21 protein-coding genes are annotated in these 24,118 nt (G+C 29.3%); all 21 read left to right on the top strand.

Translation table 11 applies throughout. From position 1 onward, the window contains the following. The first annotated feature begins 179 nt into the window (after positions 1–179). The 21 genes from fliB to L1S46_RS24575 all read left to right on the top strand — a co-directional run bounded on the left by fliB (position 180) and on the right by L1S46_RS24575 (position 23,501). On the top strand, positions 180–1,322 hold the full coding sequence (gene fliB / locus L1S46_RS24675) for a flagellin lysine-N-methylase (protein ID WP_171787994.1): 1,143 nt from the start codon (positions 180–182) through the stop codon (positions 1,320–1,322). A 654-nt stretch (positions 1,323–1,976) separates the two neighbouring features. Continuing rightward, on the top strand, positions 1,977–2,396 hold the full coding sequence (locus L1S46_RS24670) for a hypothetical protein (protein ID WP_023976989.1): 420 nt from the start codon (positions 1,977–1,979) through the stop codon (positions 2,394–2,396). 255 nt (positions 2,397–2,651) lie between these two features. After that, positions 2,652–3,473 (top strand): NAD(+) diphosphatase, encoded by an 822-nt coding sequence (nudC, locus tag L1S46_RS24665; RefSeq protein ID WP_238901246.1) that lies wholly within the window; start codon positions 2,652–2,654, stop codon positions 3,471–3,473. A 682-nt stretch (positions 3,474–4,155) separates the two neighbouring features. Further along, the gene (locus L1S46_RS24660; protein ID WP_238901245.1) at positions 4,156–4,653 is read left to right on the top strand and encodes a DUF3850 domain-containing protein; all 498 of its coding nucleotides are present in this window, start codon (positions 4,156–4,158) and stop codon (positions 4,651–4,653) included. Between the two features lie 662 nt (positions 4,654–5,315). Then, entirely contained in the window at positions 5,316–6,206 is an 891-nt protein-coding gene (locus L1S46_RS24655) for a cation diffusion facilitator family transporter (RefSeq protein ID WP_238901244.1), read from the top strand. A 611-nt stretch (positions 6,207–6,817) separates the two neighbouring features. Then, complete coding sequence (locus tag L1S46_RS24650) at positions 6,818–8,365, top strand: acyl CoA:acetate/3-ketoacid CoA transferase (RefSeq protein ID WP_012059458.1); 1,548 nt, start codon at positions 6,818–6,820, stop codon at positions 8,363–8,365. Between the two features lie 30 nt (positions 8,366–8,395). Continuing rightward, positions 8,396–9,031, top strand: a complete 636-nt coding sequence (locus tag L1S46_RS24645; protein WP_238901243.1) for a class II aldolase/adducin family protein — start codon at positions 8,396–8,398, stop codon at positions 9,029–9,031. 479 nt (positions 9,032–9,510) lie between these two features. After that, the gene (locus L1S46_RS24640; protein WP_238901242.1) at positions 9,511–10,917 is read left to right on the top strand and encodes an amino acid permease; all 1,407 of its coding nucleotides are present in this window, start codon (positions 9,511–9,513) and stop codon (positions 10,915–10,917) included. Between the two features lie 196 nt (positions 10,918–11,113). Beyond that, the gene (locus tag L1S46_RS24635; protein WP_012059455.1) at positions 11,114–11,323 is read left to right on the top strand and encodes an alpha/beta-type small acid-soluble spore protein; all 210 of its coding nucleotides are present in this window, start codon (positions 11,114–11,116) and stop codon (positions 11,321–11,323) included. A gap of 557 nt (positions 11,324–11,880) precedes the next feature. Beyond that, positions 11,881–12,711: a PRD domain-containing protein gene (locus tag L1S46_RS24630; protein ID WP_012059454.1), complete on the top strand. Its 831-nt coding sequence runs from the start codon at positions 11,881–11,883 to the stop codon at positions 12,709–12,711. A gap of 312 nt (positions 12,712–13,023) precedes the next feature. Further along, positions 13,024–14,928, top strand: coding sequence for a beta-glucoside-specific PTS transporter subunit IIABC (locus L1S46_RS24625; protein WP_238901241.1), 1,905 nt, complete (start codon positions 13,024–13,026; stop codon positions 14,926–14,928). Between the two features lie 94 nt (positions 14,929–15,022). Continuing rightward, a complete protein-coding gene (locus tag L1S46_RS24620) occupies positions 15,023–16,420 on the top strand; it encodes a prolyl oligopeptidase family serine peptidase (protein WP_238901240.1) in 1,398 nt (465 codons plus the stop codon). Between the two features lie 71 nt (positions 16,421–16,491). Further along, positions 16,492–17,937 carry a 6-phospho-beta-glucosidase gene (locus tag L1S46_RS24615; protein ID WP_238901239.1) on the top strand — a complete coding sequence of 482 codons (1,446 nt, stop codon included), beginning with the start codon at positions 16,492–16,494 and terminating at the stop codon, positions 17,935–17,937. Positions 17,938–18,107: 170 nt separating this feature from the next. Next, on the top strand, positions 18,108–18,263 hold the full coding sequence (locus tag L1S46_RS24610; RefSeq protein ID WP_012059450.1) for a hypothetical protein: 156 nt from the start codon (positions 18,108–18,110) through the stop codon (positions 18,261–18,263). A 304-nt stretch (positions 18,264–18,567) separates the two neighbouring features. After that, positions 18,568–18,828, top strand: coding sequence for a hypothetical protein (locus tag L1S46_RS24605; protein WP_012059449.1), 261 nt, complete (start codon positions 18,568–18,570; stop codon positions 18,826–18,828). Between the two features lie 343 nt (positions 18,829–19,171). After that, on the top strand, positions 19,172–19,429 hold the full coding sequence (locus tag L1S46_RS24600) for a phage holin (protein ID WP_012059448.1): 258 nt from the start codon (positions 19,172–19,174) through the stop codon (positions 19,427–19,429). 97 nt (positions 19,430–19,526) lie between these two features. Continuing rightward, positions 19,527–20,561 carry a GH25 family lysozyme gene (locus tag L1S46_RS24595; RefSeq protein WP_031275655.1) on the top strand — a complete coding sequence of 345 codons (1,035 nt, stop codon included), beginning with the start codon at positions 19,527–19,529 and terminating at the stop codon, positions 20,559–20,561. A gap of 702 nt (positions 20,562–21,263) precedes the next feature. Continuing rightward, positions 21,264–21,434: a hypothetical protein gene (locus L1S46_RS24590; protein WP_017211073.1), complete on the top strand. Its 171-nt coding sequence runs from the start codon at positions 21,264–21,266 to the stop codon at positions 21,432–21,434. Positions 21,435–21,695: 261 nt separating this feature from the next. Further along, complete coding sequence (locus tag L1S46_RS24585) at positions 21,696–22,334, top strand: hypothetical protein (RefSeq protein WP_012059446.1); 639 nt, start codon at positions 21,696–21,698, stop codon at positions 22,332–22,334. Positions 22,335–22,769: 435 nt separating this feature from the next. Continuing rightward, positions 22,770–23,159, top strand: coding sequence for an ACT domain-containing protein (locus L1S46_RS24580; RefSeq protein ID WP_012059445.1), 390 nt, complete (start codon positions 22,770–22,772; stop codon positions 23,157–23,159). Positions 23,160–23,294: 135 nt separating this feature from the next. Beyond that, positions 23,295–23,501 carry an alpha/beta-type small acid-soluble spore protein gene (locus tag L1S46_RS24575; RefSeq protein ID WP_012059444.1) on the top strand — a complete coding sequence of 69 codons (207 nt, stop codon included), beginning with the start codon at positions 23,295–23,297 and terminating at the stop codon, positions 23,499–23,501. The last annotated feature ends 617 nt before the right edge of the window (positions 23,502–24,118 follow it).

Here is a 24,118-nt window from a genome sequence, read left to right as displayed (position 1 = left end):
TTCATCTATGATGTGCATATTTGAGGGATCAAGTATGATATAATGAAATTGAAATAGCAATAATAACATTATATAAACTTATTGAAATTATATCTCTAAATAAAGTGAAATATATAAATAAGTCTATATTAGAATATGATAAATGACTCTTAAGGACGTAAGAAGATTGGAGCTAGTAAATGAAAATAAACGTTTTTTTACCTAAATATATGGAAGACTTTAAATGCATAAACTCAAGTTGCATTGATACTTGTTGTGCAGGATGGGATATAAATATAGATGAGGATACTTATAATAATTACACTAATAGCACTGGTGAACTTAAAGAATTATTGGAAGGAAAGTTCTTTTTTAATGAAGCTGAACACGATTTTTTTAATAATGGTTTCATGGCACTAAAAGACGGTAATAGATGTCCTTTTTTGAATTGTAATATGCTTTGTGATATACATGGTGGATTTGGGGAAAAGAATCTTTGTATAACTTGTAAAAGTTATCCTAGAGTATTTAATATTGTCGATAATATTTACGAAAAGAGTGGATTACCTTCTTGTATTGAAATATGTACAAAAGCGTTTTTGGATAAAGATAAGATGGAGTTTATAGAGAACGAAGAAGAAATAAATGAGAATGATATTGAGATAAGAAGAATTATAGATAGTGAAGCTTTTGAAGGAACTGAAAGTCTTTTTCAATATTTCTGGGACATAAGGGTGATATCTATAAATATTATTCAATTGAGAGAATATTCGATAGAGGAACGGTTAAATATTCTTAAGAATTTTTACTGGAAAATTCAGAGTTCATATAAATTAAATGATTTTGATGGAATAGAGAAGTTATTAGATGATTTTAACAATGAATACATAGATTATGAGTCGTTAAAAGGAATGAATTTCAAGGAAAATAATGATTTTTATATGGATATTGCTAAGGATGATTTACTTGAAAATATAAGAGGGATAAGGCTTAAGCAATGTGTTAATGAATACAAAGATGGGATTTTTAATAAAAATGATTTACGCACGTATCTAGAAGAAAACCCTAGATATTTTGATGAGATAGATGAGTATTCATACATTCTAGAGAATTACTTAGTAAATCAGATTTTTAAAGATTTAATTCCTTTTAATAAAGGAGAAGAGTTTTTGGAAAGTATTAAAGTTCTTATTAATACCTATAAAATAATAAAAGCTTATATAATAGGAATTGCTATGAATTCCAAAGAAAAGATAAATGAACAGCAGATTATAAGAGTTATTCAATCTCTAAGCAAGGACATAGAGCACAATAAGGTGTTTAAGGAATTGCTGGAAAGGTAGAATTAGAAGCTAATTTATAGGAATATAATAGAGATAGTATTATTAATTAAAAAATACTATCTCTATTTTGAGTGTGGTTGAGTAATAATGCTTTCCTTTAGAATTATTGACAGGGTAGTAAGTAAGTATACATATATTTTGAAATTATTATATAAAAATTTTATACATTAAATACATATGTTGTAATGATAAACCCACATTCAAAATTATAGTAAGTTAAGTACTCAATTAAAATAATCAATGTAGGAATCCAACTGTAGCACATATAGATAGTTATTATAAATAAATTTAAAATACAAAATAGAGATAGTATTAGTGAATTCTAAAATACTATCTCTATTTTAAATTTAGGTCGGGTTATTATGTTTTCAATAATATTATTAACAAAGTACAGAAAAATATACGTTTTTTAAATAACTTTTATAGTTTTATTATTCAGGTTAAAGCTTAGATATATTGGAATATTTCTTTAGTAATTAATAGCAAATATTATAAAGCAGCATAATATAGTACTAAGTGATTGCTAATTTTAACAAAGTTCTGGTAAAAAAATGTTATCAGATTTCTAATAGCATAATTGATAAATTAAAAGCTATATAAATAGAGCTTCTATAAATCAAACAATTTTATGGAAATTACAAAGGAGAGAAAAAAATGGATTACAAAGATAATAAAGAAGAATACGATTATTATTTTGAAAATGAGCTTGACTTTGATTTTGATGACCTAGAGGATGAGTTTGATTTCTTTGGAAAAGAAGAATGCGAATTTGAAGAAAAAGACGATTATGAATATGATCAAAAAGAAGAATGTGAATTTGCTGAAAAAGAAGATTGGGATTTAGGCGGAAGAGAAGAGTGTGACTTTGATAAAGATGAAGATTATATCCCAAAGATGATGGAAAAAGTTTTCAAAGAAGGTTTTGAAAAAGGAAAGTACGAAGGGTATAAAAAAGGCTGTAGAGATGGTTATGAAAGAGCAAAACGTCAACTTATAGAGTATATGAAAAAGAATAAATGCTGCTTCAAATGTCGTAAATCTCATCATAAACATCACTGCTGTAAAAAACACTAATATAAGGCCAAGGGTTATTATATAAAATAATAGTTTATTTATTAAGAGGGGTCATACAAAATGCTCCTCTTTGTATGTTTAATAAGGCAAATTTTATTGAATTATTCGATACATAAGTTATTTTTAGTTAATTTAGGTTAAATGTATATGCTTACCTTAATTTAAATTAAATGTTATAATAAAGATTATTTATTATTACTTTACATTAGGTATTAGTTTTAAATGGTAAAGTGTTTTGAAAGGAATTAATTTAAGATGGAAAATAATTTTAATATATTGTCTAATATAACGAAAAAAAGTAGACCTGAGGACTTGTGTTTTTTAATATTCAAGGGCAGTTTATTAGTGAAGAGAAATGGGGAAGTATTAAGTATTCCTGTTTTTGACGAAATTATGAGATTAGGTGCTGAATATGAAAAAGAGTTCCTTCTTGGAAAAATTGAAGATAAGTTTTGCTTTGCAATAGAAGTTTCTTCAGAAATTAAATTGGAAAATAATTTTGAGTTAATATCATTATATGAAATAGGACCGCTATTAGAAGAAGAAGTGTTTTTAGCAGCAGGAAGAGCTAACCAAATATTAAATTGGGATAAAACACATAAATTTTGCGGGAAATGTGGATCTAGAACAGAAGAAAAAATTGATGAAATGGCTAAAGTTTGTCCGAGCTGCAATAATGTAATGTATCCTGTAATATGTCCTGCTATAATAGTTGCTGTAATAAAAGGAGATGAAATTCTTCTTGCTCATAATGGAGGATTTAAAAATGATATGTATAGTTTGATTGCAGGATTTGTAGAGGCTGGAGAAGATTTAGAGAGTACAGTCAAAAGAGAAGTTTTTGAAGAAGTTGGAATAAAGGTTAAGAATATTAAATATTATAAAAGTTCTCCTTGGTCATTTCCTAACTCATTAATGGTTGGATTTTTTGCAGAATATGAATCAGGAGAAATAAAGGTCGATGGAAAAGAGATAGTTGATGCGCAATGGTTCTCACAAGAAAGCTTCCCTAATATACCTAAAAAGTTTACTTTGGCAAGAAAATTAATAGATGAATTTATAGAAAAAATTAAGTAATGAATTAGAACATATCTATAATCTATACTTATGAGTAACATCACCGAAATGAATAACATACTTTTGTTCCAGTTTCTGGGTAATTGTGATGGGTAATTCTAAAGCTATAAAGTTGCACCCAAAGTGCTAGCCTCAAAGAACAAGCTTTGAACTAGCACATTTGGAACAACTTATAGCCAAAGAATCACATCCATCAAAATTACCAATGAAACATTCCACAAAAGTATATTACTCATTTCTGTATAGGAGATATTTCATAGTCTAAGTGTAGTTTGTGATTGTGTTATCTATAACTTATACATAGCTATGATTTATACTATGAAATAAATACTATGCTAGAAAGCAGAAACATTTTTATGCAGCAGGCATTGAAAATAAGCTGTTAAAAGCTCTTAATTGTAGGTTGTTCCACTAATGCTTGTCACAATGAAAATGGGAGCAAGCATTAGTGATGCAACCTGCAATTTAGTACTTTCAGCGAAATTTTCATAGTCCTGCGGAATAACAATGTTTCTACTTTCGGTGGATTATTTATATATTAATCGGAGATTACATAATTTAAAAGCTTTTATTAAGAATAGTAGAAGTATTTTTTGAAACAATAGTTATATAGAGCAAATACTCAATTTATTTAAGTCTAAAATTTAAAAATATAATACACTATAGAAAGAAGATGATTTAAATGATACATGAGCTAAAAATAACGCCTAATAACTATAAAGTGATAAGAGATGGAAGTAAAACTTTTGAATTAGTAAGATACAGTAGGGATTTTAGTGTTAGAGATATTCTTGTATTTCAAGAATATGAAGACTCGATTGGATACACGGGAAGAAAAATTATTAAAGAAATTTCATATGTTTCTAATAAAGGCGAAGATGGATTAAGTGAAGAGTTTTGTATACTTGGATTAAAAAATACATTATGTGTAGAATTAAAAAATATAGATTCTGATGAAATAACTTTAATGAATCAGTTGAGAAAAGTTGAAAAGGAAAATAGTGAGTTTGAGACTGCAGTGGTTAAAAATCATGTCAATAGAGCAGTAGAAGAATTCTGGGATAAAGTACAATCTTCATTGGGGGCATTAGAGAAGATTGGAATAAAAGCTGATATTGTAATTCAGGATTATCCAAAGCACCTAGAAAAAATTAGAAGTGAATTACCACACAAAGTATAAAAGAGATAGCTAATTATATAAATATAATTCTATAGAATGCTTAACAAAATGCTTTTTTCAATTAATACCAATATACTATTTGCAATAGCTTTTTAAAGTAATCTTATATTTTTGTACAAGCTGGCATGAATGGAAAACATTGGATATATTGGAAATAAGGATTTTCGATAATGGTCATATATGTTGAAATTCACAATGCACATTTCACAATTGCGTTAAAATTCTTGTAATATTTTTTAGAATTATGATGAAGGATTATTTTTGCAATATATTAATTTAAAATGGAGGATTCGGAAGATGGGCTTCTGAGTCCTTTTTGTTGTCTGTATTTCTTTTTATATAATATTTGAGCTAATAGATCGTGGACTATATGAGATATCAGTTAGAATTTATTTTCAACTGATAATAATAAGTACTTGATATATTTTTAGATATATTAACATATATACAACAATAACATACTATAGAAGTATAAAGTATATTACCAATTGATAATTAATGAGCAAACTATTATTAAAATAATTGATGAAGCAGGATGTAGAATAAACTTTTTTAGAAGTAACATAAAGAAAAAATAATAATATATTAGTCATCTATAGTTGAATTCATCAACCAATTTATTATAGTTACTTAAATTTTATTAATTAAAAGTAGGTGTAATTTTGGAGAAAAACAATTTTAAAGAAATAAAAAGAGTTCTTTGGATTATTATGTTTGCAAATATAATAATAGCTTTTATAAAAATAGTAATTGGTACTTTTGCAAATAGTTCGAGTATAGTGGCAGATGGATTTCATTCAATAACAGATGGATCATCTAATATTATTGGACTTATTGGGGTAGGAATAGCAGCCAAGCCTATTGACGAAGAGCATCCTTATGGACATAAGAAATATGAAACACTTACAGGATTATTTATTGTTGGAATGTTAGTTTTTATAGGTGGAAAGATTATAATCGATGGGACTAATAAATTTATGCATCCAGTTAGACCAGAAATTACAACGATCAGTCTAATTGTAATGCTTGTTACACTATGCATTAATATATTTATTACAAAGTATGAATATAAGAAGGGATTAGAGTTAAAGAGTACAATTCTAATTTCTGATTCAATGCATACAAAAAGTGATGTATTTGTAACCATTGGTGTAATTATAGCTATTAGCGCAATAAAATTGGGAATATCGCCACTTATAGATAGTTTTGCTTCTGTTGTAGTTGCTATCTTTATATTTCATTCTGCCTATGAAATATTCAGAGTTGCTAGCGATATTTTAGTTGATAGTATTGCAGTAGAAGCTGGGACAATAAAAGAAATTACAATGTCCCAGAAAAGTGTAAAAGGTGTTCATAAAATAAGAAGTCGTGGAACTATTGAAGATATGCATATAGATATGCATGTTTTAGCAGATTCAAGAATGAGTCTTGAAGAGTCGCATAAATTAACTCATGAAATTCAAGATGCGTTAAGAAAGGAATTCAATAATAATGCAGATGTAATTGTTCATTTAGAGCCATATAGAGAAAATATGAATAATAGAGCAACTTAATATATAACATATATTGCTGATTATAAGTCATAATATAACAAAAGAGAAAACAATATAAGTTTTATATTTTATAATATAGTAGTAACTCCTTTGATTTTAAGACAATCAGAGGAGTTATTGCTGTATTAAAGAGGGGAAATTTAAATGTTAAATGGTTTTATTGGAGAACATATATTGCAAGAATTTTAGACGTAATTGTGCATTGTAAATTGCGCATTTTGAATTGCAACATATATGTTAAAGCGATATGTGAAATATAATGTTGTTATTTGGTAATCAATAATAAATTGAAAAATAGTTAAAAAAATATCAATATATATTAACCAATATGTGATTGCTTTCATAAAATGTAAGTATAATCAGATAATAAATATTTTGATTTAATTTTATATTTTAAATTTTCTTGAAAAATGTGGGAGAAATATAGAAATGTTAGCGATATCAATACATTAACAATAAAAAATAGATTTTTGAATAATAATGGATTAAAAAATAATTCTGAATTGTCAGAAAATTAGATTGACAAAAAATAGACAAGCTATTAAAATAAAGGTAAGAGGAATTGATAAAAAAATAACAAAGGCTATTATATTTTTCAGGAGATGATATTTATGGTAAAAATAATTAATTCTAAGGAAGCAGCAGATTTGGTAAAAGACAACAATGTTTTAGCAACATCAGGTTTCGCATTACTAGGAGTTCCAGAATCATTAATCAAAAGATTGGAAGAAAGATTTTTAGAAGAAAATAGCCCCAAAAATCTAACATTAATGTTTGCAGCAGCATCAGGTGATAGAGGAAGTAAAGGATTAAATCACTTAGCACATGAAGGGCTAACAGGTAGAGTTATAGGAGGACATTTTGGCTTAGCACCTAAGATAGGCGCATTAATTAGAGATAATAAAACATATGCATATAATTTACCGCAAGGAGTTATGTGTCATATGTTTAGAGATAAAGCAAGTAATAGGACTGGCACTATAACTAAAGTTGGATTAAACACTTTTGTAGATCCTAGAGTAGAGGGAGGAAAAGCAAATTCAATAACTAAGGATGATATAGTACAAGTAATAGATATATTAGGTGAAGAAAATTTAATATATAAATGTCCAAAGATAGATATTGCTTTTATTAGAGGAACATATGCAGATGAAAAAGGAAATATTACAATGGACCATGAAGCTACTTATTCTGAGGCTGCATGTATAGCTCAAGCAGTTAAAAATTGCGGAGGAACTGTAGTAGTTCAGGTTGAGAAGATTGTTAAATTTGGAACATTGGATCCAAGAGCTGTGAAGATACCTAGAATATATGTAGACTATATAGTTGAAGCAGAAGATAAAGAAGATCAAGCTCAAATATTAGGATACAATTATGACCCTTCATTAACTGGAGAGGCAAATATGGTAGTCGATGGTTTAGCACCTTTAAAATTGGATGAAAGAAAAATTATCGGAAGAAGAGCTGCAATGGAATTAGTAAAAGGACAAGTTGTGAATATCGGGATTGGAATGCCAGAAGCAATTTCAAATGTTGCTAATGAAGAAGGAATATGTGATTACTTTACGTTAACTGTAGAACCAGGAGCTATAGGGGGAATTCCTCAAGGCGGTAATAAATTTGGAGCATCAATAAACCCAGAATGTATGTATGATCAACCAACACAATTTGATTTCTACGATGGAGGCGGATTGGATATAGCATTCTTAGGTCTTGCAGAAGTAGACAAGCAGGGAAATATAAATGTAAGTAAATTTGGACCAAAGGTGCCAGGCTGTGGTGGATTTATTAACATTACTCAAAGCTCGAAGAAAGTAGTCTTCTGTGGAACTTTTACAGCTAAAGGATTAGACATAAAAATAGAAGACGGGAAATTAAAAATTATAAATGATGGATCAAATAAAAAATTTGTAGACTCTGTTCAGCAGATTACTTTTAGTGGAAATCGTGCAACGAAGTTAAAGCAACCTGTTATGTATATAACAGAAAGAGCTGTATTTGAGTTAAAAGAAGATGGATTACATTTAACTGAAATTGCACCTGGAGTAAATCTTGAAAAAGATATATTAGCTGCAATGGATTTTGCACCAATAGTAGATAAAGATCTTAAATTAATGGATGCTAGAATATTTGAAGATAAAGTAATGGGATTAAATTAAGTGAGTGTTATGGTGAAGGAGAGTGTAAGTATGTTAGAAAACTTAAAAATCAAACTTATAAAAATTGCTAAAGACGCAGAAAAATATAACTTATGCATAGAAAAAATAGGAAGCTTTAGTATTAAAGACGAAAGTTCTGGTTATGTAATTATAACACCATCAAAAATTAAAATAGAGGATTTATGTAAAGAATATGTTTGTGTTGTAGATTTAAATGGAAATAAAGTTGAAACAATGGATGGAATTGAGCCAAATAGTGATATGCAAATGCATCTTGATATATATAAGGCTCGAAAAGATATAAAAGCTTTTATGCATATTCACCCAGTTTATGCGACTACTTTTGCGGTAGCTAATAAAGTAATTCCTCCAGTAACTTATGATGCGGCAAACTACGGAGGTTATATATATTTAGCTAATTATGAAAAAGCAAAAACTAATGATCCAGCAAAAGACTTAGTAGAAAGATTGAGTACAAGTGATGCTTGTTTATTAGAAAGTAATGGAGTAATTGTTGTTAGTAAAGATATAGAAGATGTATTATCTAAAGGAAGATATGTTGAAAAAGTAGCTGAAGTTTATTATAGAGCGCTAACTTTAAATCAATTTAAAGAGCCTAAAAGATTTACAAGAGAAGAATTGATGGCTTATCTTATAGCTCAATAAAATTTTACAATAATCTTATTATAAAGTGCCGAGCTTATGCCTCTTATCGTTTTAAAGTAATGATAAGAGATATAAGTTCGGCATTTTTTAATAAATTTCTTCATTTATTACTAATATTATTCTTATATTTGTTTAAAATAATGATGGATATTATAGTTTTAAATTTATTTAGAAACATAGATTAAAAATAATGCAGTAATTTTTTGTTGGGTTTTCGTCGTTAACCTATGATTTTCTTCCTTATATTAGGATTTTGCATAATATTATGTTAAAAAATATTGGTTTTTTAAGAGAAAAATTAAAAAATATATAAATTATTAATGTGTTAATGTCTTGCCTAATATTATAAAAATATGATAATATATTAATTGATTTGTTGTACTTTTAAAATTTCTAGATAAATATTTAATATGTTATATAGAGGTATATAGTTATTAAGAGATTTTTGACGAATGGATTAAGTAAATAGGAGGACCTATATGAATATTTTTAAGAAAAAATCGTTAGATAAAATGCTAGAAGGCGCGCAAAAGTCAGCTTTAAAGAAAAATCTTAAAGCAAAAGACATAGCTGCCTTTGGTATTGGAGCAGTAGTAGGGGTAGGTATTTTTGTTGCCACAGGGACAGGAGCACATTTAGCTGGACCAGCTGTAATTATTTCATTTATTTTAGCAGGTATAGTAGCTGGCCTTTGTGCATTGTGTTATTGTGAACTTTCAACTATGTTTCCAGTTGCGGGAAGTACATATTCTTATTCATACATAGTATTTGGTGAAATAGTAGCTATGATAATTGGATGGTGCCTTACTGCAGAATATTTAGTTGCATGTAGTGCGGTTGCATCAGGTTGGTCAGGAACCTTTATTGGAATATTAAAATCAGTGGGTGTAACACTTCCACAGGCTTTGATAACGTCACCAAGTAAAGGCGGAATAGTGGATTTACCAGCTGTATTAATAATTGCAATAATAACTTACATATTATATTATGGTATGAAGGAAAGCGCTAGAGTTAATAATTTAATTGTAGGAATAAAGATAACTATAATTATTGTATTTATAGTTCTTGGAGTATCACATATAAATCCATCTAACTATCAACCTTTTGTACCATTTGGATTTAAGGGGATTTTTGCAGCAACAGCTACTATATTCTTCTCGTTTATAGGATTTGATGCAATATCTACAGCAGCAGAAGAAGCTGAAAATCCTAAAAAAGACATTCCACTTGGACTTATAATTTGTTTAATAGCAGTTACTTTGCTTTATGTTTCAGTTGCAGTTGTGCTTACTGGAATGGTACCTTATAATGAAATAATTTCAGAAAATGCAGTACCAGGAGCTTTAGCTAGAGTTGGTATAAACTGGGGAGCAGCATTAGTTGGAACTGGAGCTATACTTGGAATGGTTTCTACTATGATGGTTGTACTTTATGGCCAAGTTAGAGTATTTATGGTTATGTCAAGAGATGGACTTTTACCAAAATTATTTTCAAAAGTACATCCTACTCATAAGACTCCACACATTTCAACTATAATAACTGGAACTATAGCAGCAATAATAGCAGGATTTTTACCATTAGATATTATTGTGGAATTTTTAAGTACAGGAACATTATTAAGTTTCATTTCTGTATCTCTTGCAGTTATAGTACTTAGAAAAACTATGCCAGATTTCAAAAGAATCTTTAAAACTCCAGGAGTACCATTTACTCCATTAATATCAATAATATGCTGTATAGTTTTATTATGCGGATTAAAATTAATAACTTGGATTGGATTTTTAGTATGGCTTGCTATAGGTTTAATAGTGTATTTTGTTTACGGAAGAAAGCATAGCACACTTCAAAATGAAAGCAATCAAGAAAATTCAGACAAGGCTGTATAATTTATAATACATGAAAAAGTAGTGATCGTAGATTGCTACTTTTTTCATGTATTTTAGTACAAGATATTGAAAGTTTTTTCTAATTATAATTTATGATGCTACTTTTGTTAATATTTTTATAGGTTATAATTCATCATAATGGTTAATATATTACTGCCAAGCAAAATTTATATTAATTTAAGGGAGGTAGATATATATGTCTTCAAACAATAGTGGAAGAAACAGAACATTAATACCAGAAGCAAAGCAAGGATTAAACAGATTAAAAACTGAGGTTGCTTCAGAAATTGGATTACAAGACTATGAAAATCAAGATAAAGGAAACCTTTCTTCAAGACAAAACGGAAGCGTTGGCGGATACATGGTTAAACACATGATTGAAAGCTACGAACAAGGTTTAAAGTAATTAAGAACTAAGAACGTAGAAAAAGTTTTCTTTAAAAAACTGTAAATCTCAATTTGCGGTTAAGTAAGGCTGGTAGAACATTCAAGATTAAATGTTCTACTGGCTTTTTTGTTCTCTAAGAATTTATATTCATGCTAAATTTGTGGATAGTGTGCCACTTATGAATATAAATCATAAAAAATTAATTCAAAAGCCTATGCTTTGAGAGAGAATAAAAAGGAAAATATATTCGCTTACATAAAATGTTCTTATATGCAGCATAGCTGCCATTTCGGATGTGCAGATTTTTTTACGTGCACTTAAAAGATAGATTCTAAAAAATCTTAAGCTTAACAGTTGATTATAAATTTTGTGATGAAAATAATAACAAAATTCTTGACATTTAATAGTAAAGAAGTTATTATAAGAACATGGATAAACGATTACAAAATATTAGGATTGTTACTGACTAGATCAGGCGAAACCTTAATTAATGAGAAGAGATATTATTTAGTCTCTTTTGATTAATTGGGGTTTTTATATTCTAATTTATCATAAACTTTGATTGGGGGATAGGAATGATAATAAAAAAGATATTTAATAATAATGCTATTTTAGCAAAAGACTTAAGTAAGCAAGAGATTGTTATTATGGGGCGTGGAGTTGGCTTTAAGAAAAGTGTAGGAGATCAAGTAGATGAAAATCTAATCGAAAAAACTTTTATACTAAAACAAAAAGATGCTTCAGAGAAATTTAAATTATTATTAGAAGATATTCCTACTGAACATGTATCACTATGTTATGATATTATTGAATACGCCAAGAATATGCTAAGTGTTGAACTAAATGATTATATATATATTACTTTAACTGATCATATTAGTTATGCATTAAAATTATTTGATGAAGGATTAAATCGTCCAAATGCATTAATCTGGGAGATTAAAAAGTTTTATCCTAAAGAATTTGAAATTGGATTAAAAGCATTAGACCTCATCCAGAGTGAGACTAATAAAAAATTACCAGAAGATGAAGCGGGAAATATAGCGCTTCATTTAATAAATGCACAGACTAATAATTCGGGTAATAAAGTGGAAGATATTGCTCATCAAACAAAAATGATACAGGATATATTGAATATAATTAAGTACACTTACAACATTGCACTTAATGAAAAATCTCTTAATTATGAGAGGTTTGTTACACATTTAAGATTCTTTTTTCAACGATTAAGTAAAAACGAAAAGATGGAAAAGGAAGAGGATGATTTTTTATTAAAGCAAGTTAAAACCAAATATAAAAAAGCATATGAGTGTATGTTGAAAATACAGAAGTATTTAGAAAAAGAATTATCTGATGAAGAGCAACTGTATTTAACTATACATATCCAACGTGTGACTCAAAGATAAATTAAAGAATAAAAAGTATTGGATTGTTACTGGTAAAGCAGGCGAGACCAAATATGGATAGAAAAGATATATCTATCCATATCTGGTCTCGTTTTTTTATTCTTTAGGAATTTATATTCCAGTAAAATCTGTGAATAACTTAAAAAAAGGTTGCTTGGATAGTTTGGGTATTTTAAAAAGAATAAAAAAGAAATCTTATCCGCCTGCCAAATTTTTCTCACATGCGTTCGAAAAGGCAGATGCGTAAAAAAATCTTCAGCTCTAAAGTCGCTTGCGATTTTGTTATAAAGATATATGAAAAGGAGAATTATTATGAAATATGAACAATTAGCAAAAGACATTATAAAGAATGTCGGTGGTAAAGAAAACGTTAATAGCTTAACGCACTGTATTACTCGCTTACGTTTTAAACTGAAAGACGAAAGTAAAGCAAATACTGAGGTATTAAAAAATATGGATGGAGTCGTTACTGTTGTAAAGAGTGCAGGGCAATATCAAGTGGTTATTGGTAATCATGTTCCAGATGTTTTTGAAGATGTTGTTTCAATTGGTGGCTTTAAAACTGGGGCATCAGAAGATGTGTCAGAAGAAAAAATGAGTCCATTTAACAAATTCATAGATACTGTATCAGGTGTATTTACTCCGATTTTAGGAGTACTAGCTGCAACAGGTATGATTAAAGGATTCAATGCATTATTCATAGCGTTGCATATACTTAACACTACGGATGGAACTTATCAAATTTTAAATGCAACGGGAGATTGTTTATTTAACTTTTTCCCAATTTTCTTAGGCTATACAGCAGCTAATAAGTTTAAAGTGAATAAATTTATTGGTATGGCAATAGGTGCAGCGTTAGTTTATCCATCATTAGCAGGATTGACAGCACCACCAGCTCAGCCTTTATATACTTTATTTGCCGGTTCAATAATTGAATCACCAGTTTATATAACTTTTTTAGGAATTCCAGTTATATTAATGAGTTATACATCAAGCGTTATACCAATTATTTTAGCTACATATGTGGGGGGCAAAATTGAAAATGGATTTAAAAAGGTAATTCCTGATGTAGTTAAAACATTCTTGGTTCCATTTTGCACATTATTAGTTATTGTTCCTTTAACATTTATAGTTATCGGGCCTATTGCAACTTGGGCAGGTAAATTACTTGGTGCGTTAACACTATCAATTTATAGCTTAAGTCCAGTTGTTGCAGGTTTATTTATGGGGGCTTTCTGGCAAGTATTTGTTATCTTTGGATTACATTGGGGATTTATTCCTATAGCAATAAATAATTTAACAGTATTACATCAAGATCCAATTCTCGGACTTATATTTGCAGCTTCATTTGCTCAGACAGGTGTAGTTGGAGCTATTCTGCTTAAAACAAAGAATAGTAAATTAAAAGGATTATGTATACCAGCATTTATTTCAGGAATTTTTGGTGTTACAGAGCCAGCTATATATGGTATTACATTACCACGTAAAAAGCCATTTATTTTGAGTTGTATAGGAGGTTCACTGGGTGGTGCGATATTAGGATTTATGGGTTCTAATGTATATATGATAGGAGGTCTTGGTATTTTTGGAATACCAGGTTATATTGGTCCAAATGGAATGGATAGGGGATTCTATGGTTCAATAATTGCTATGATAGCAGGTTTCTTAATTGGATTTATATTAATGTTATTTACAAAACTTGAAGATAATACAGATTCAGGTAAAAGTAAGAACGATTTAAACACAGTACAACCTTTAGTTAGACAAGAAATCTTAGTAAGTCCATTAAAAGGTGAAGTTAAACCTTTATCAGAAGTAAAAGATGAAGCGTTTTCAAAAGGTGCACTCGGAAAAGGCATTGCAATAGAACCAAAGGAAGGTAAAATACTTGCTCCTGTAGATGGAGTTTTGACAACATTTTTCCCAACAGGTCATGCAATAGGGATCACAAGTGCTAACGGTGCAGAAATATTAATTCATGTGGGCATGGATACTGTACAGCTGGAAGGAAAATACTTTTACCCTAAAGCGAAACAAGGAGATACAGTAAAAGCAGGACAGGTGCTACTAGAGTTTGATATTGATTCTATAGAGAAAGAAGGTTATTCGTTAATAACGCCAGTAGTAATTACTAATTCAGATAGTTATTTAGATGTTATTGAAACTGATAGAAAGATTATTGATTATAAAGAAGAGCTACTAACAGTAATGATATAAGATATTGGAGAATAATTTAAAATATACTGGGGATTAGTCTATAATAAATGTAATGCCCAGTATATTAAAATATGATAAATCAGGGGGGAGTTAAATGAAAAAAATAATTAGTAAGCGTGGAAAAATCATTATGTCAGTTATTATGGCAGTAACTATGATAAGTACACCTCATGTAGGTGCTTTTGCAGCTGATAATAAGACTCAGGAACCATCTTATCGTACTACTACAGAGGTATTTGATTGGGGCCCTGCAATCACAAAAATAATTGTTGATTTAGGTGAAACAATACCACAATCAGCAATTACTAAGGATACATTCGAAGTGCATGTATTAAGGACTGAGAATAGAGCAAATTCACCTATATTAGGAGAATCGGAAGGAAATTGCAAGATTAAAAATGCATATGTTTCTGATGATATTGGAAGTATTCAAAGCAAGGGGAATTATATTACTTTTGATTTGGAAGTTGGACCTGATTTATCTTTAACTTCGCCGATTAACTATAATTTAACTACTAATCTTAATGGTTGGGTTAATTGTGATTTTACAATTAAGCAGAAGAATGATATCGTTACGGATTCAGGTGAAATTTCTGGCTTAGTTATAAATAAATTTGCGGGTGGAACTAAAAAGCTTGTTGATGATTTTAAAATTGGAAGTGCAACTTATGATAACGTTACTTTAAAATATGCAAGCTATACACCAGAAAATGATTATAGTAAAAAACCATTAATTATTTGGTTACACGGCATTGGTGAAGGGGGAACAGATGGGCTTTTACCTATATCAGGCAATAAAGCTGTAAATTTTTCATCAAAAGACATGCAAGCATATTTTAACGGTGCATATATTTTGGCACCTCAAGCACCAACTTTTTGGATGGATGGATTTACTGGTTTTGGAGATGGAAGCTCAAAGTATGAAAAAGCTCTTATGTCATTAATCAAAGATTATGTCTCAAAGAATAGTAATATTGACACAAACAGAATTTATATAGGTGGAGACTCTAATGGTGGCTATATGACAATGCTTATGATACGTGATTATACTGATTATTTTGCAGCAGCGTTCCCAACTTGTGAGGCGCTAAAGGATACATTGATTACTGATAAAGATATTGAAGCGTTTAAGAAAGTGCCAATTTGGTTTACAGCAGCTAAAACAGATACAACAGTACCTCCAACTGATTATGTGGTTCCAACTTATAATCGCTTAGTGCAAGCAGGTGATACAAATGTTCATTTTTCATTTTTTGATAATGTAATTGATACTACAGGTTTATACAAAAAAGCAGATGGAACACCATATGAATATATGGGTCATTGGTCATGGATATACGTATATAATAACCAATGTTCCGCAATAATAAATGGAAAAGTAACAACGCTTATGGAATGGCTGTCTGACCAGCAATTAAATAAAGAAACTAAATCTAAAGCAAGCATGAAACCTATTACAGTATCTCAGACAATAACTGTATCGCAAAACTAGTATAGTTATTGTCACAACAAAAAGAAGTTTTATTTTTATAATATTTTTAAACATATGGAGGATACAATAAGATGAATGATAACTCAGAAATAAAGGAATTTCCAGAAGGATTTTTATGGGGCGGAGCTACAGCAGCGAATCAGTGCGAAGGAGGATACTTAGAAGGTAATAAAGGTTTATCTACAGTTGATGTAATTCCAGCAGGCAAAGACAGATTTCCAGTGATGCTTGGAAAGATGAAAATGATGAAATGCGATGAAGAACATTATTATCCAAGTCATGAAGCAATAGATTTTTATCATAACTATAAAGAAGATATAGCATTATTTGCTGAAATGGGTTTTAAGACTTTCCGTCTATCTTTGTCTTGGGCACGAATATTTCCAAACGGAGACGATAAAATGCCAAATGAGGAAGGATTAAAATTTTATGATAATGTTTTTGATGAGTGCCATAAATATGGGATTGAGCCATTAGTTACTATAACTCACTTTGATGTACCAATGCATCTTGTAGAAACAATTGGTTCATGGAAAAGTCGCAAAATGATAGATTATTATGAAAGATTATGTGAAGTGATTTTTGAACGTTATAAAGACAAAGTGAAGTATTGGCTTACTTTTAATGAAATAAATATGCTGCTACATCTGCCTTTCATTGGTGCAGGATTAGTTTTTGAAGAAGGAGAAAATGAAGATGCTATAAAGTACCAAGCAGCACATCATCAATTAGTTGCAAGTGCAAAAGCTACTGAAATAGCACACAAGATAAATCCAGATTTTAAAATTGGTTGTATGCTTGCAGCTGGTAATACGTATGCAAATACTTGCAATCCAGAAGATGTATGGAAAGCTATGGAGAAGGATAGGGAAAACTATTTCTTTATTGATGTTCAGTCTCGTGGTGAATACCCAAACTATGCAAAGAAGATGTTTGAAATAATGAATATAAAACTAAAAATTGAACAAGAGGATGAAAAATTATTAAAAAATAATACTGTTGATTTTATTTCTTTCAGCTATTATGCATCAAGATTGACTAGTGCTGATCCAGAAATAAATGCACAAACAGAAGGTAATGTATTTGCTACACTAAAAAATCCATACTTAAAAGCAAGTGAATGGGGGTGGCAGATTGATCCTCTTGGACTTAGAATCACTTTAAATTCTTTGTATGATCGTTATCAAAAGCCATTATTTGTAGTTGAAAATGGATTAGGAGCTGTTGATACTCCAGATGAAAATGGATATGTGGAAGATAATTATCGTATTGATTATTTAAGGGAACATATCAAAGCTATGAGAGATGCAATTAATATTGATGGGGTTGATCTTATTGGATATACTCCATGGGGATGTATAGATCTTGTAAGCGCATCCACAGGAGAAATGAAAAAAAGATATGGCTTTATTTACGTTGATAAAGATAATGAAGGCAAAGGTACATTAAAGCGTAGTAAGAAAAAGAGCTTTTTCTGGTACAAAGAGGTCATTTCTACTAATGGAAAAGATTTATAGAAAGCACTTTATATTTTTGAAAAGAGATTCTTATAGACAATAGATATTAAAGATCTCCTTTTAACTTTAAAGCGTATTTCATAGTGTATATAAAATATTTTTAAATAAAGTATGTATAAAATATTATTTATTATGCACATTATGAATATAAGTCAAAAGGAGAGAAAAATATGAATAATCAAGTTGATTACAATTCTATTTGTGATAATGAATTGAAGGAAAAAACTATAAAGGAATTTCATAGAGCAATAGTTAAAGATCTTATTAATAAATATGGAGCTCAAACTATGAAAGATGTTATGAGGAAAGTGAATTTACAGCGTTAGAAAGTTTGTTATTAATTAAATAGAATAGTTAAAGAGAAGTGTTTCATAATGTTTGGGACGCTTCTCTTTATTATTTGGTTTTATCACCACATAAATCTAGATTTGAAGTCGGATATCTATAATCATCAATGAATATTACAATTGATCTTCTATATTTTATTTTTTAAAGCAAATTTGCTGCACTTCTAAATTTTCTTTTGGAAATTAGTTAAAAAATTCGAATAATATGAATATGCTATAGTAAATCGAATGTTATATAATCGTTTTCTAAAATTTAAGGGGATATAAATGAGAGGAGAATTATATGAAGATATCAAGAGGATGGAAAGTTCACAATAACATAACAGATGATGATATAAATGTGCTTAAGACAGCATTAAGTGAATTAATTGGTGTTGAGTATGAACCTAAAATCTTAGCTACTCAGAGCGTAAATGGAACAAATTATTGTTTTATATGTAAGTCAAAGGTTGCAGCGCATAATGGACAAGGTATTTCGAAAGTGATGATTTATAAGCCGCTTACGGGAGATGCAAAGATAACTAGCATTGAGTGTATATTATAAAATAAATCACAATAAAATTAGTTTAGCTGAAAGTAGGGATAATATTTCTGTGCTTAGTAAAATATTATCTCTATTTTTATTTGAGATTTATATTACATTGCCTCTTCTTTAAATAAATAACTTTAATATAAATTTAAGGTATTACTTAGATTAAAACTTAGATGGATTGTAAAAATGGCATTCATAATATATTTTTAAACATATATATTTTAAGAGGTATTAAAGTGATGAATGATAGTACCACTTATAAAATAGAATTCGTACTGTTAGTTCAATTTTAAGTCGCCATTAAGAGTTTTAATTCATATTATGTATATATAAAAGAAGAGAGGTGAAGATAGGTATGTTAGGTATTGATCTTCAAGCAAGATTAAAAAACAAAGCCTTTTGGGTTGCAATAGCTAGTGCTATAGCATTATTAGTGCAACAGTTAGGGTTAAATATAATTCCTAATAACTATACAGAAATTGTTAATACTATTTTAACAATCTTAACAATGCTAGGAATTATAGTTGATACTAGTACACCAGGATTAAGCGACCAAACTACAAATGATGAAGCAAAAACTGTCCAAGCTTCAGATTCTAAAGAAAATAAATAAAAGCAATAAGTTAATGGAACAATAGCAACTGAATATTTGAGAGTAACCCTTTAGGGTTACTCTTTATAAATATGAAAATCGAAAGGGAGTATGAATTATGGGGTATATAAAAGGTATAGATGTATCAAATAACAATGGAAATATAGATTTTGGAGCTGTTGCAGGAGATGGGGTTCAATATGTTTATTTAAAGGCAACAGAGGGGGCAACATTTAGAGATAGCAAAATGGAACTATTTTATAGTGGATGCAAAAATAATAACTTAAAAGTGGGAGCATATCATTTTTTAGTTGGGACAAGTACTCCAGAAGCACAAGCCCAGAATTTTTATAATAAGATAAAAGATTATAATTGGGATCTAGTGCCTATGATGGATGTAGAAACTAACTTTAGCGGACTTGCAGATTATGTTACAAGATTTGTTACTGCATTTGGCCAGCTAACGTCTATTCCATTAGGCATTTACAGTTATACAAGTTTTATAAGTTACCTTACTAATGCAAAATCAGTTATACAGGATATGCCTTTCTGGGAGGCTAACTATAACAATGATCCTTGGAATTTGCCATCAAATTTCTTTACCAATAGGGTAGGGCATCAATATACTGAAACTGGCAGAGTAAACGGGGTAAGTGAAGATTGTGACATAAATTCATTTACTGATGGAGCTCTAATAAGTAATGTTACTAAACCAGGACAATGGATTATAAAGGATAATAGATGGTGGTATAGGCACACTGATGGAAGTTATACTAAGAATGGTTGGGAAAAAATAAATGGAAAGTGGTATCTATTTGATAGTGAAGGCTGGATGCTTTATGATTGGAAGTTGAGTGGAGATTATTGGTATTACCTAGGGAATTCAGATGATGGATCAATGAAATCAGGATGGTTATTGAAAAATAATAAGTGGTATTACCTTGGAGACTCTAGAGATGGATCAATGAAGACAGGATGGCAGAAAATAAATGGTAACTGGTACTACTTTGGAACAGATGGAGCCATGGTTACTGGATGGTTTAATGTAGGTGGATACGATTATCTAACTTATTCTACTGGCGAGTTAATTACCAATATAGATATATACGGATATCGCTTTGATGAGAATGGACATGCTACAAAGTTAAGCTAGCTTGAACAGTTACAATAATGGGATTTTGAGCATAGGGAGGGATAGATAAACCAACCAACAGCTTGATTTATAATTTGTAAATAAAAGATAATATCTTGATTAGTAACAAAATATAAGCGGTGAGTATAGATAATTCAACTATAAGTTAGATTTATACTATTAAATATATCTTAACTAGAAATGAGTAATATACTTTTGTGGAATGTTTCATTGGTAATTCTGATGGATGTGATTCTTAATTGAAATTCCAAATCTATGATTTGGTCAATTGAAATTACTCAGTGAACGAAGTGAGTCGAGTTTCCTTTGAACTATTCCAAATGTGCTAGTTCAAAAAGTGAGAATCGAAAAGTGATGCTCCAAATTTTACATTTGGTAAGCAGAACTTTCTCTATGAGCATTTTATATTTCGTTCTTCGAACTTTCTCTGTGAGCGCTTGTTCTTTGAGGCTAGCACTTTGGGGGCAACTTTATAGCCTTAGAATCACCCATTAGAATTACCTAGAAACTGGAACAAAAGTATATTATTCATTTCGGTGAGGTATACGCATAAGTATAGGCTGTAGTTGTTGTATCTATACAAAGAGCGTTTTTAAAATTATCTACGTTAGAAGATATAATTAAATTTTAACTATTTCTTAATATTTTTATACACACAAAATTAATATCAAAGTTATATTATATAGAAAGGAGGGCAATGAAATGGGAAATATAATTAAAATTAATATGTATGCAGAAATGAAAAGAAAAAGAAATAATAAATTAAACGTAACAACAATAGAAAAAGTTATCTTGGAATATAATAATTGGATAAAGAATACCAACAGAGAGGATAAAATAGAGAGTTATGAAAAGTTCCTACATACAAAATAGTCTATAAAGGGTAGTTTGCGATTTTAGTTCGTTAACTACCCTTTATTATTTTTAAAAGTAATTTAATTTGGATAATATTTTTATGTTAAAAGTGAGTAGAAATTTGAGCCTGAAATTAGTTAGAATGCCCTAAAATAAAGAGGCAGGGGGATGGCTTAAGTTTGTATGAAACTTAGGGTAAGCTTAATGTAGTTATGCATATACAATCTATCTTTGGGTACTATAGTAGTATAGAAAAATATGCATCTAGGAGGAGAACTAATGAGTAAAATGAAAAGAACAATTTTTAATTCACTTATATTAATCTTAGGTATTATGTTACTTGGATGTAGAGATATAGATTTAAGAAGTTCTACTGTAATAAATGAAAATGGGTCAGGTATTGTAAAATTGCAAGTTGTATATGATGATTTTATATCAACAAAATTAAAAAATGATGTAATTGATCATGAATGGGCTAAAGAAAATGGATATAATTTTAATAAGTATTTTAAAGATAATATGAATATTGAAGAAATCACATATGAGTTCAAAGATATTAAAGAATTAGAGGAAAAAATAAATTCAAGTGGATTAGCAACAATGACTGATTTAAAAAGAACAAAGGGAAAAGATGATGTATACACAATTGATGTAAAATTCAATAAATCAGCAATAGATAACTTAATAAAAAATAATACTGATGATCAAAAAGTATACAGTTATATTAAAAATATAGAATTTATTAATGAAGTTGAAGTACCAGGGAATGTTATAGGTTGCAATGCAGAAGAAGATGTTGATGAAAATACAAGAGTATGGAACTATAAATTGAGTCAAATAGATGATGATACTAAACTAGATCTTGCATATAAAATAAAGAAACATGCATTTCCAATTTCAGCATTACCTAATAATTAACTATCATATTGGAATTATGGGGGGCTAAAGAGAGGTAAAGTTAATATATTTTTTGAGTAAGAAAGTATTCAGATTGCAATGTATTCTACACATTTTAGGAATAAATAAACACCTAATTTAGTGAAATTATAAATGAAAAATCGTAATCGAAATATATACAATAATATGTGACGTTGATTGAAATTTTACATTATGTTAGAATAGATGAATAAATTTAACATGTAATAATTAAGGCTGAATTGTTTTTTTGATTCAATAGTTCAACATGATTAGCGGTTCTAAGATAAACTTTAAAGTTAATTGTATTCACTAAAGGATAAAAGCCTGAGAAGTATTTTAATAATATTTTTATTGGCTTTTTTTTTGTATATTTTAAACTATAAATTTGCGATAAATAAGGCGTTTAAAAATGAGAAGAAAGGATGAAAGAAAGATATGTCGGAAAAAATATTAACTATCAGATTATTAGAAGAAAAATATGGAGTGTGCAGATTAAATAACAACGAATCAATTCCTGAATGGATAAAAAACAGTGATTTTTTTTCTATAACAAAGACATGTGATGAATTATCAATAGTATGCCTTGAAAAAGATATACCTGATGAAGTTAAATGCGAAAAAGAATGGAGAATTCTAAAGGTTGAAGGTCAGCTGGACTTTTCATTAGTAGGAATTCTTTCATCAATCAGTACGATTTTAGCGAAAAGTGGTATAAGCATATTTGCAATTTCCACTTATGATACTGATTATATCCTTGTTAAGGAAAAAGATGTGGATAATGCTATGAAAGCACTTATTAAAAATAAATATGAGATTATAGTTTAAGGATGAATATCTAAAATTAACTAATACAAGCTATCTGTACTACTTCTGTTAACATTTTTATAGATTATATTTTGTGATAGTGGTTAAGATATTACTGCCAAACAAAATAAAAAAAATTAAGGGAGGTAGATTCATATGGCTTCAAACAATAGTGGAAGAAACAGAACATTAGTACCAGAGGCAAAACAAGGGTTAAACAGATTAAAAACAGAGGTTGCTTCAGAAGTTGGATTAAGCAATTATGAAAGCATGGATAAAGGAAACCTTTCTTCAAGACAAAACGGTAGCGTTGGTGGAGAAATGGTAAAAAGAATGATAGAAAGCTATGAACAAGGACTATAATAAATAAAAGTAAAGCACTAAGAAGATTCTTAGTGCTTTGCTTTTTTCTCTGGAAATTGTAGATAAACAATATATAACTTAGACTTATGTAATAATCCACCGAAAGGAGAAACATTGTTATTTCACAGGACTATGAAAATTTCGCTGAAAGCACTAAATTGCAGGCTTCACCACTAATGCTTGTTCCCAATTTCATTGTGACAAGCATTAGTGGGACAACCTTTAGAGGAAACTCGACTCACACAAGTTCGCTGAGTAAGTGATTCACACCGAATCAAAGATTCGGGTTCACTACTTAAGGGCTTTTAACAGCTCATTTTCAATGCCTGTTGCATATTATGACCCTTGAGGTTATAAAAATGTTTCTGCTTTCTAGTATGGTATTTATTGCAAAGTATAAATGAAATTATTAAATTGTTTATCTATAGATAAGCCAATTATAAGTTAGATCTATACTATGAAATATACCCCAACTAGAAACTGGAACAAAAGTATGTTATTCATTTCGGTGAGTTATATGAATAAGTTCAGGTCTTAGTTGGATTATCTATATAGATATCCAAACTTAGAAATACACTTATGCATAGCATAGCTATTTTTACACAAACTAGTACTAG

The organism is Clostridium sp. YIM B02500 (assembly GCF_022324665.1).
Taxonomy (GTDB): domain Bacteria; phylum Bacillota; class Clostridia; order Clostridiales; family Clostridiaceae; genus Clostridium; species Clostridium beijerinckii.
The sequence above is the reverse complement of the archived record's forward strand: the minus strand, read 5'-3'. Positions and strand labels throughout refer to the sequence as shown.

What these genes read in the sequence shown, in the direction of transcription:
- fliB (WP_171787994.1), top strand. Translation starts at nt 180, where the DNA reads ATGAAAATAAACGTTTTTTTACCTAAATATATGGAAGACTTTAAATGC.
- L1S46_RS24670 (WP_023976989.1), top strand. Translation starts at nt 1,977, where the DNA reads ATGGATTACAAAGATAATAAAGAAGAATACGATTATTATTTTGAAAAT.
- nudC (WP_238901246.1), top strand. Translation starts at nt 2,652, where the DNA reads ATGGAAAATAATTTTAATATATTGTCTAATATAACGAAAAAAAGTAGA.
- L1S46_RS24660 (WP_238901245.1), top strand. Translation starts at nt 4,156, where the DNA reads ATGATACATGAGCTAAAAATAACGCCTAATAACTATAAAGTGATAAGA.
- L1S46_RS24650 (WP_012059458.1), top strand. Translation starts at nt 6,818, where the DNA reads ATGGTAAAAATAATTAATTCTAAGGAAGCAGCAGATTTGGTAAAAGAC.
- L1S46_RS24645 (WP_238901243.1), top strand. Translation starts at nt 8,396, where the DNA reads ATGTTAGAAAACTTAAAAATCAAACTTATAAAAATTGCTAAAGACGCA.
- L1S46_RS24640 (WP_238901242.1), top strand. Translation starts at nt 9,511, where the DNA reads ATGAATATTTTTAAGAAAAAATCGTTAGATAAAATGCTAGAAGGCGCG.
- L1S46_RS24635 (WP_012059455.1), top strand. Translation starts at nt 11,114, where the DNA reads ATGTCTTCAAACAATAGTGGAAGAAACAGAACATTAATACCAGAAGCA.
- L1S46_RS24630 (WP_012059454.1), top strand. Translation starts at nt 11,881, where the DNA reads ATGATAATAAAAAAGATATTTAATAATAATGCTATTTTAGCAAAAGAC.
- L1S46_RS24625 (WP_238901241.1), top strand. Translation starts at nt 13,024, where the DNA reads ATGAAATATGAACAATTAGCAAAAGACATTATAAAGAATGTCGGTGGT.
- L1S46_RS24620 (WP_238901240.1), top strand. Translation starts at nt 15,023, where the DNA reads ATGAAAAAAATAATTAGTAAGCGTGGAAAAATCATTATGTCAGTTATT.
- L1S46_RS24615 (WP_238901239.1), top strand. Translation starts at nt 16,492, where the DNA reads ATGAATGATAACTCAGAAATAAAGGAATTTCCAGAAGGATTTTTATGG.
- L1S46_RS24610 (WP_012059450.1), top strand. Translation starts at nt 18,108, where the DNA reads ATGAATAATCAAGTTGATTACAATTCTATTTGTGATAATGAATTGAAG.
- L1S46_RS24605 (WP_012059449.1), top strand. Translation starts at nt 18,568, where the DNA reads ATGAAGATATCAAGAGGATGGAAAGTTCACAATAACATAACAGATGAT.
- L1S46_RS24600 (WP_012059448.1), top strand. Translation starts at nt 19,172, where the DNA reads ATGTTAGGTATTGATCTTCAAGCAAGATTAAAAAACAAAGCCTTTTGG.
- L1S46_RS24595 (WP_031275655.1), top strand. Translation starts at nt 19,527, where the DNA reads ATGGGGTATATAAAAGGTATAGATGTATCAAATAACAATGGAAATATA.
- L1S46_RS24590 (WP_017211073.1), top strand. Translation starts at nt 21,264, where the DNA reads ATGGGAAATATAATTAAAATTAATATGTATGCAGAAATGAAAAGAAAA.
- L1S46_RS24585 (WP_012059446.1), top strand. Translation starts at nt 21,696, where the DNA reads ATGAGTAAAATGAAAAGAACAATTTTTAATTCACTTATATTAATCTTA.
- L1S46_RS24580 (WP_012059445.1), top strand. Translation starts at nt 22,770, where the DNA reads ATGTCGGAAAAAATATTAACTATCAGATTATTAGAAGAAAAATATGGA.
- L1S46_RS24575 (WP_012059444.1), top strand. Translation starts at nt 23,295, where the DNA reads ATGGCTTCAAACAATAGTGGAAGAAACAGAACATTAGTACCAGAGGCA.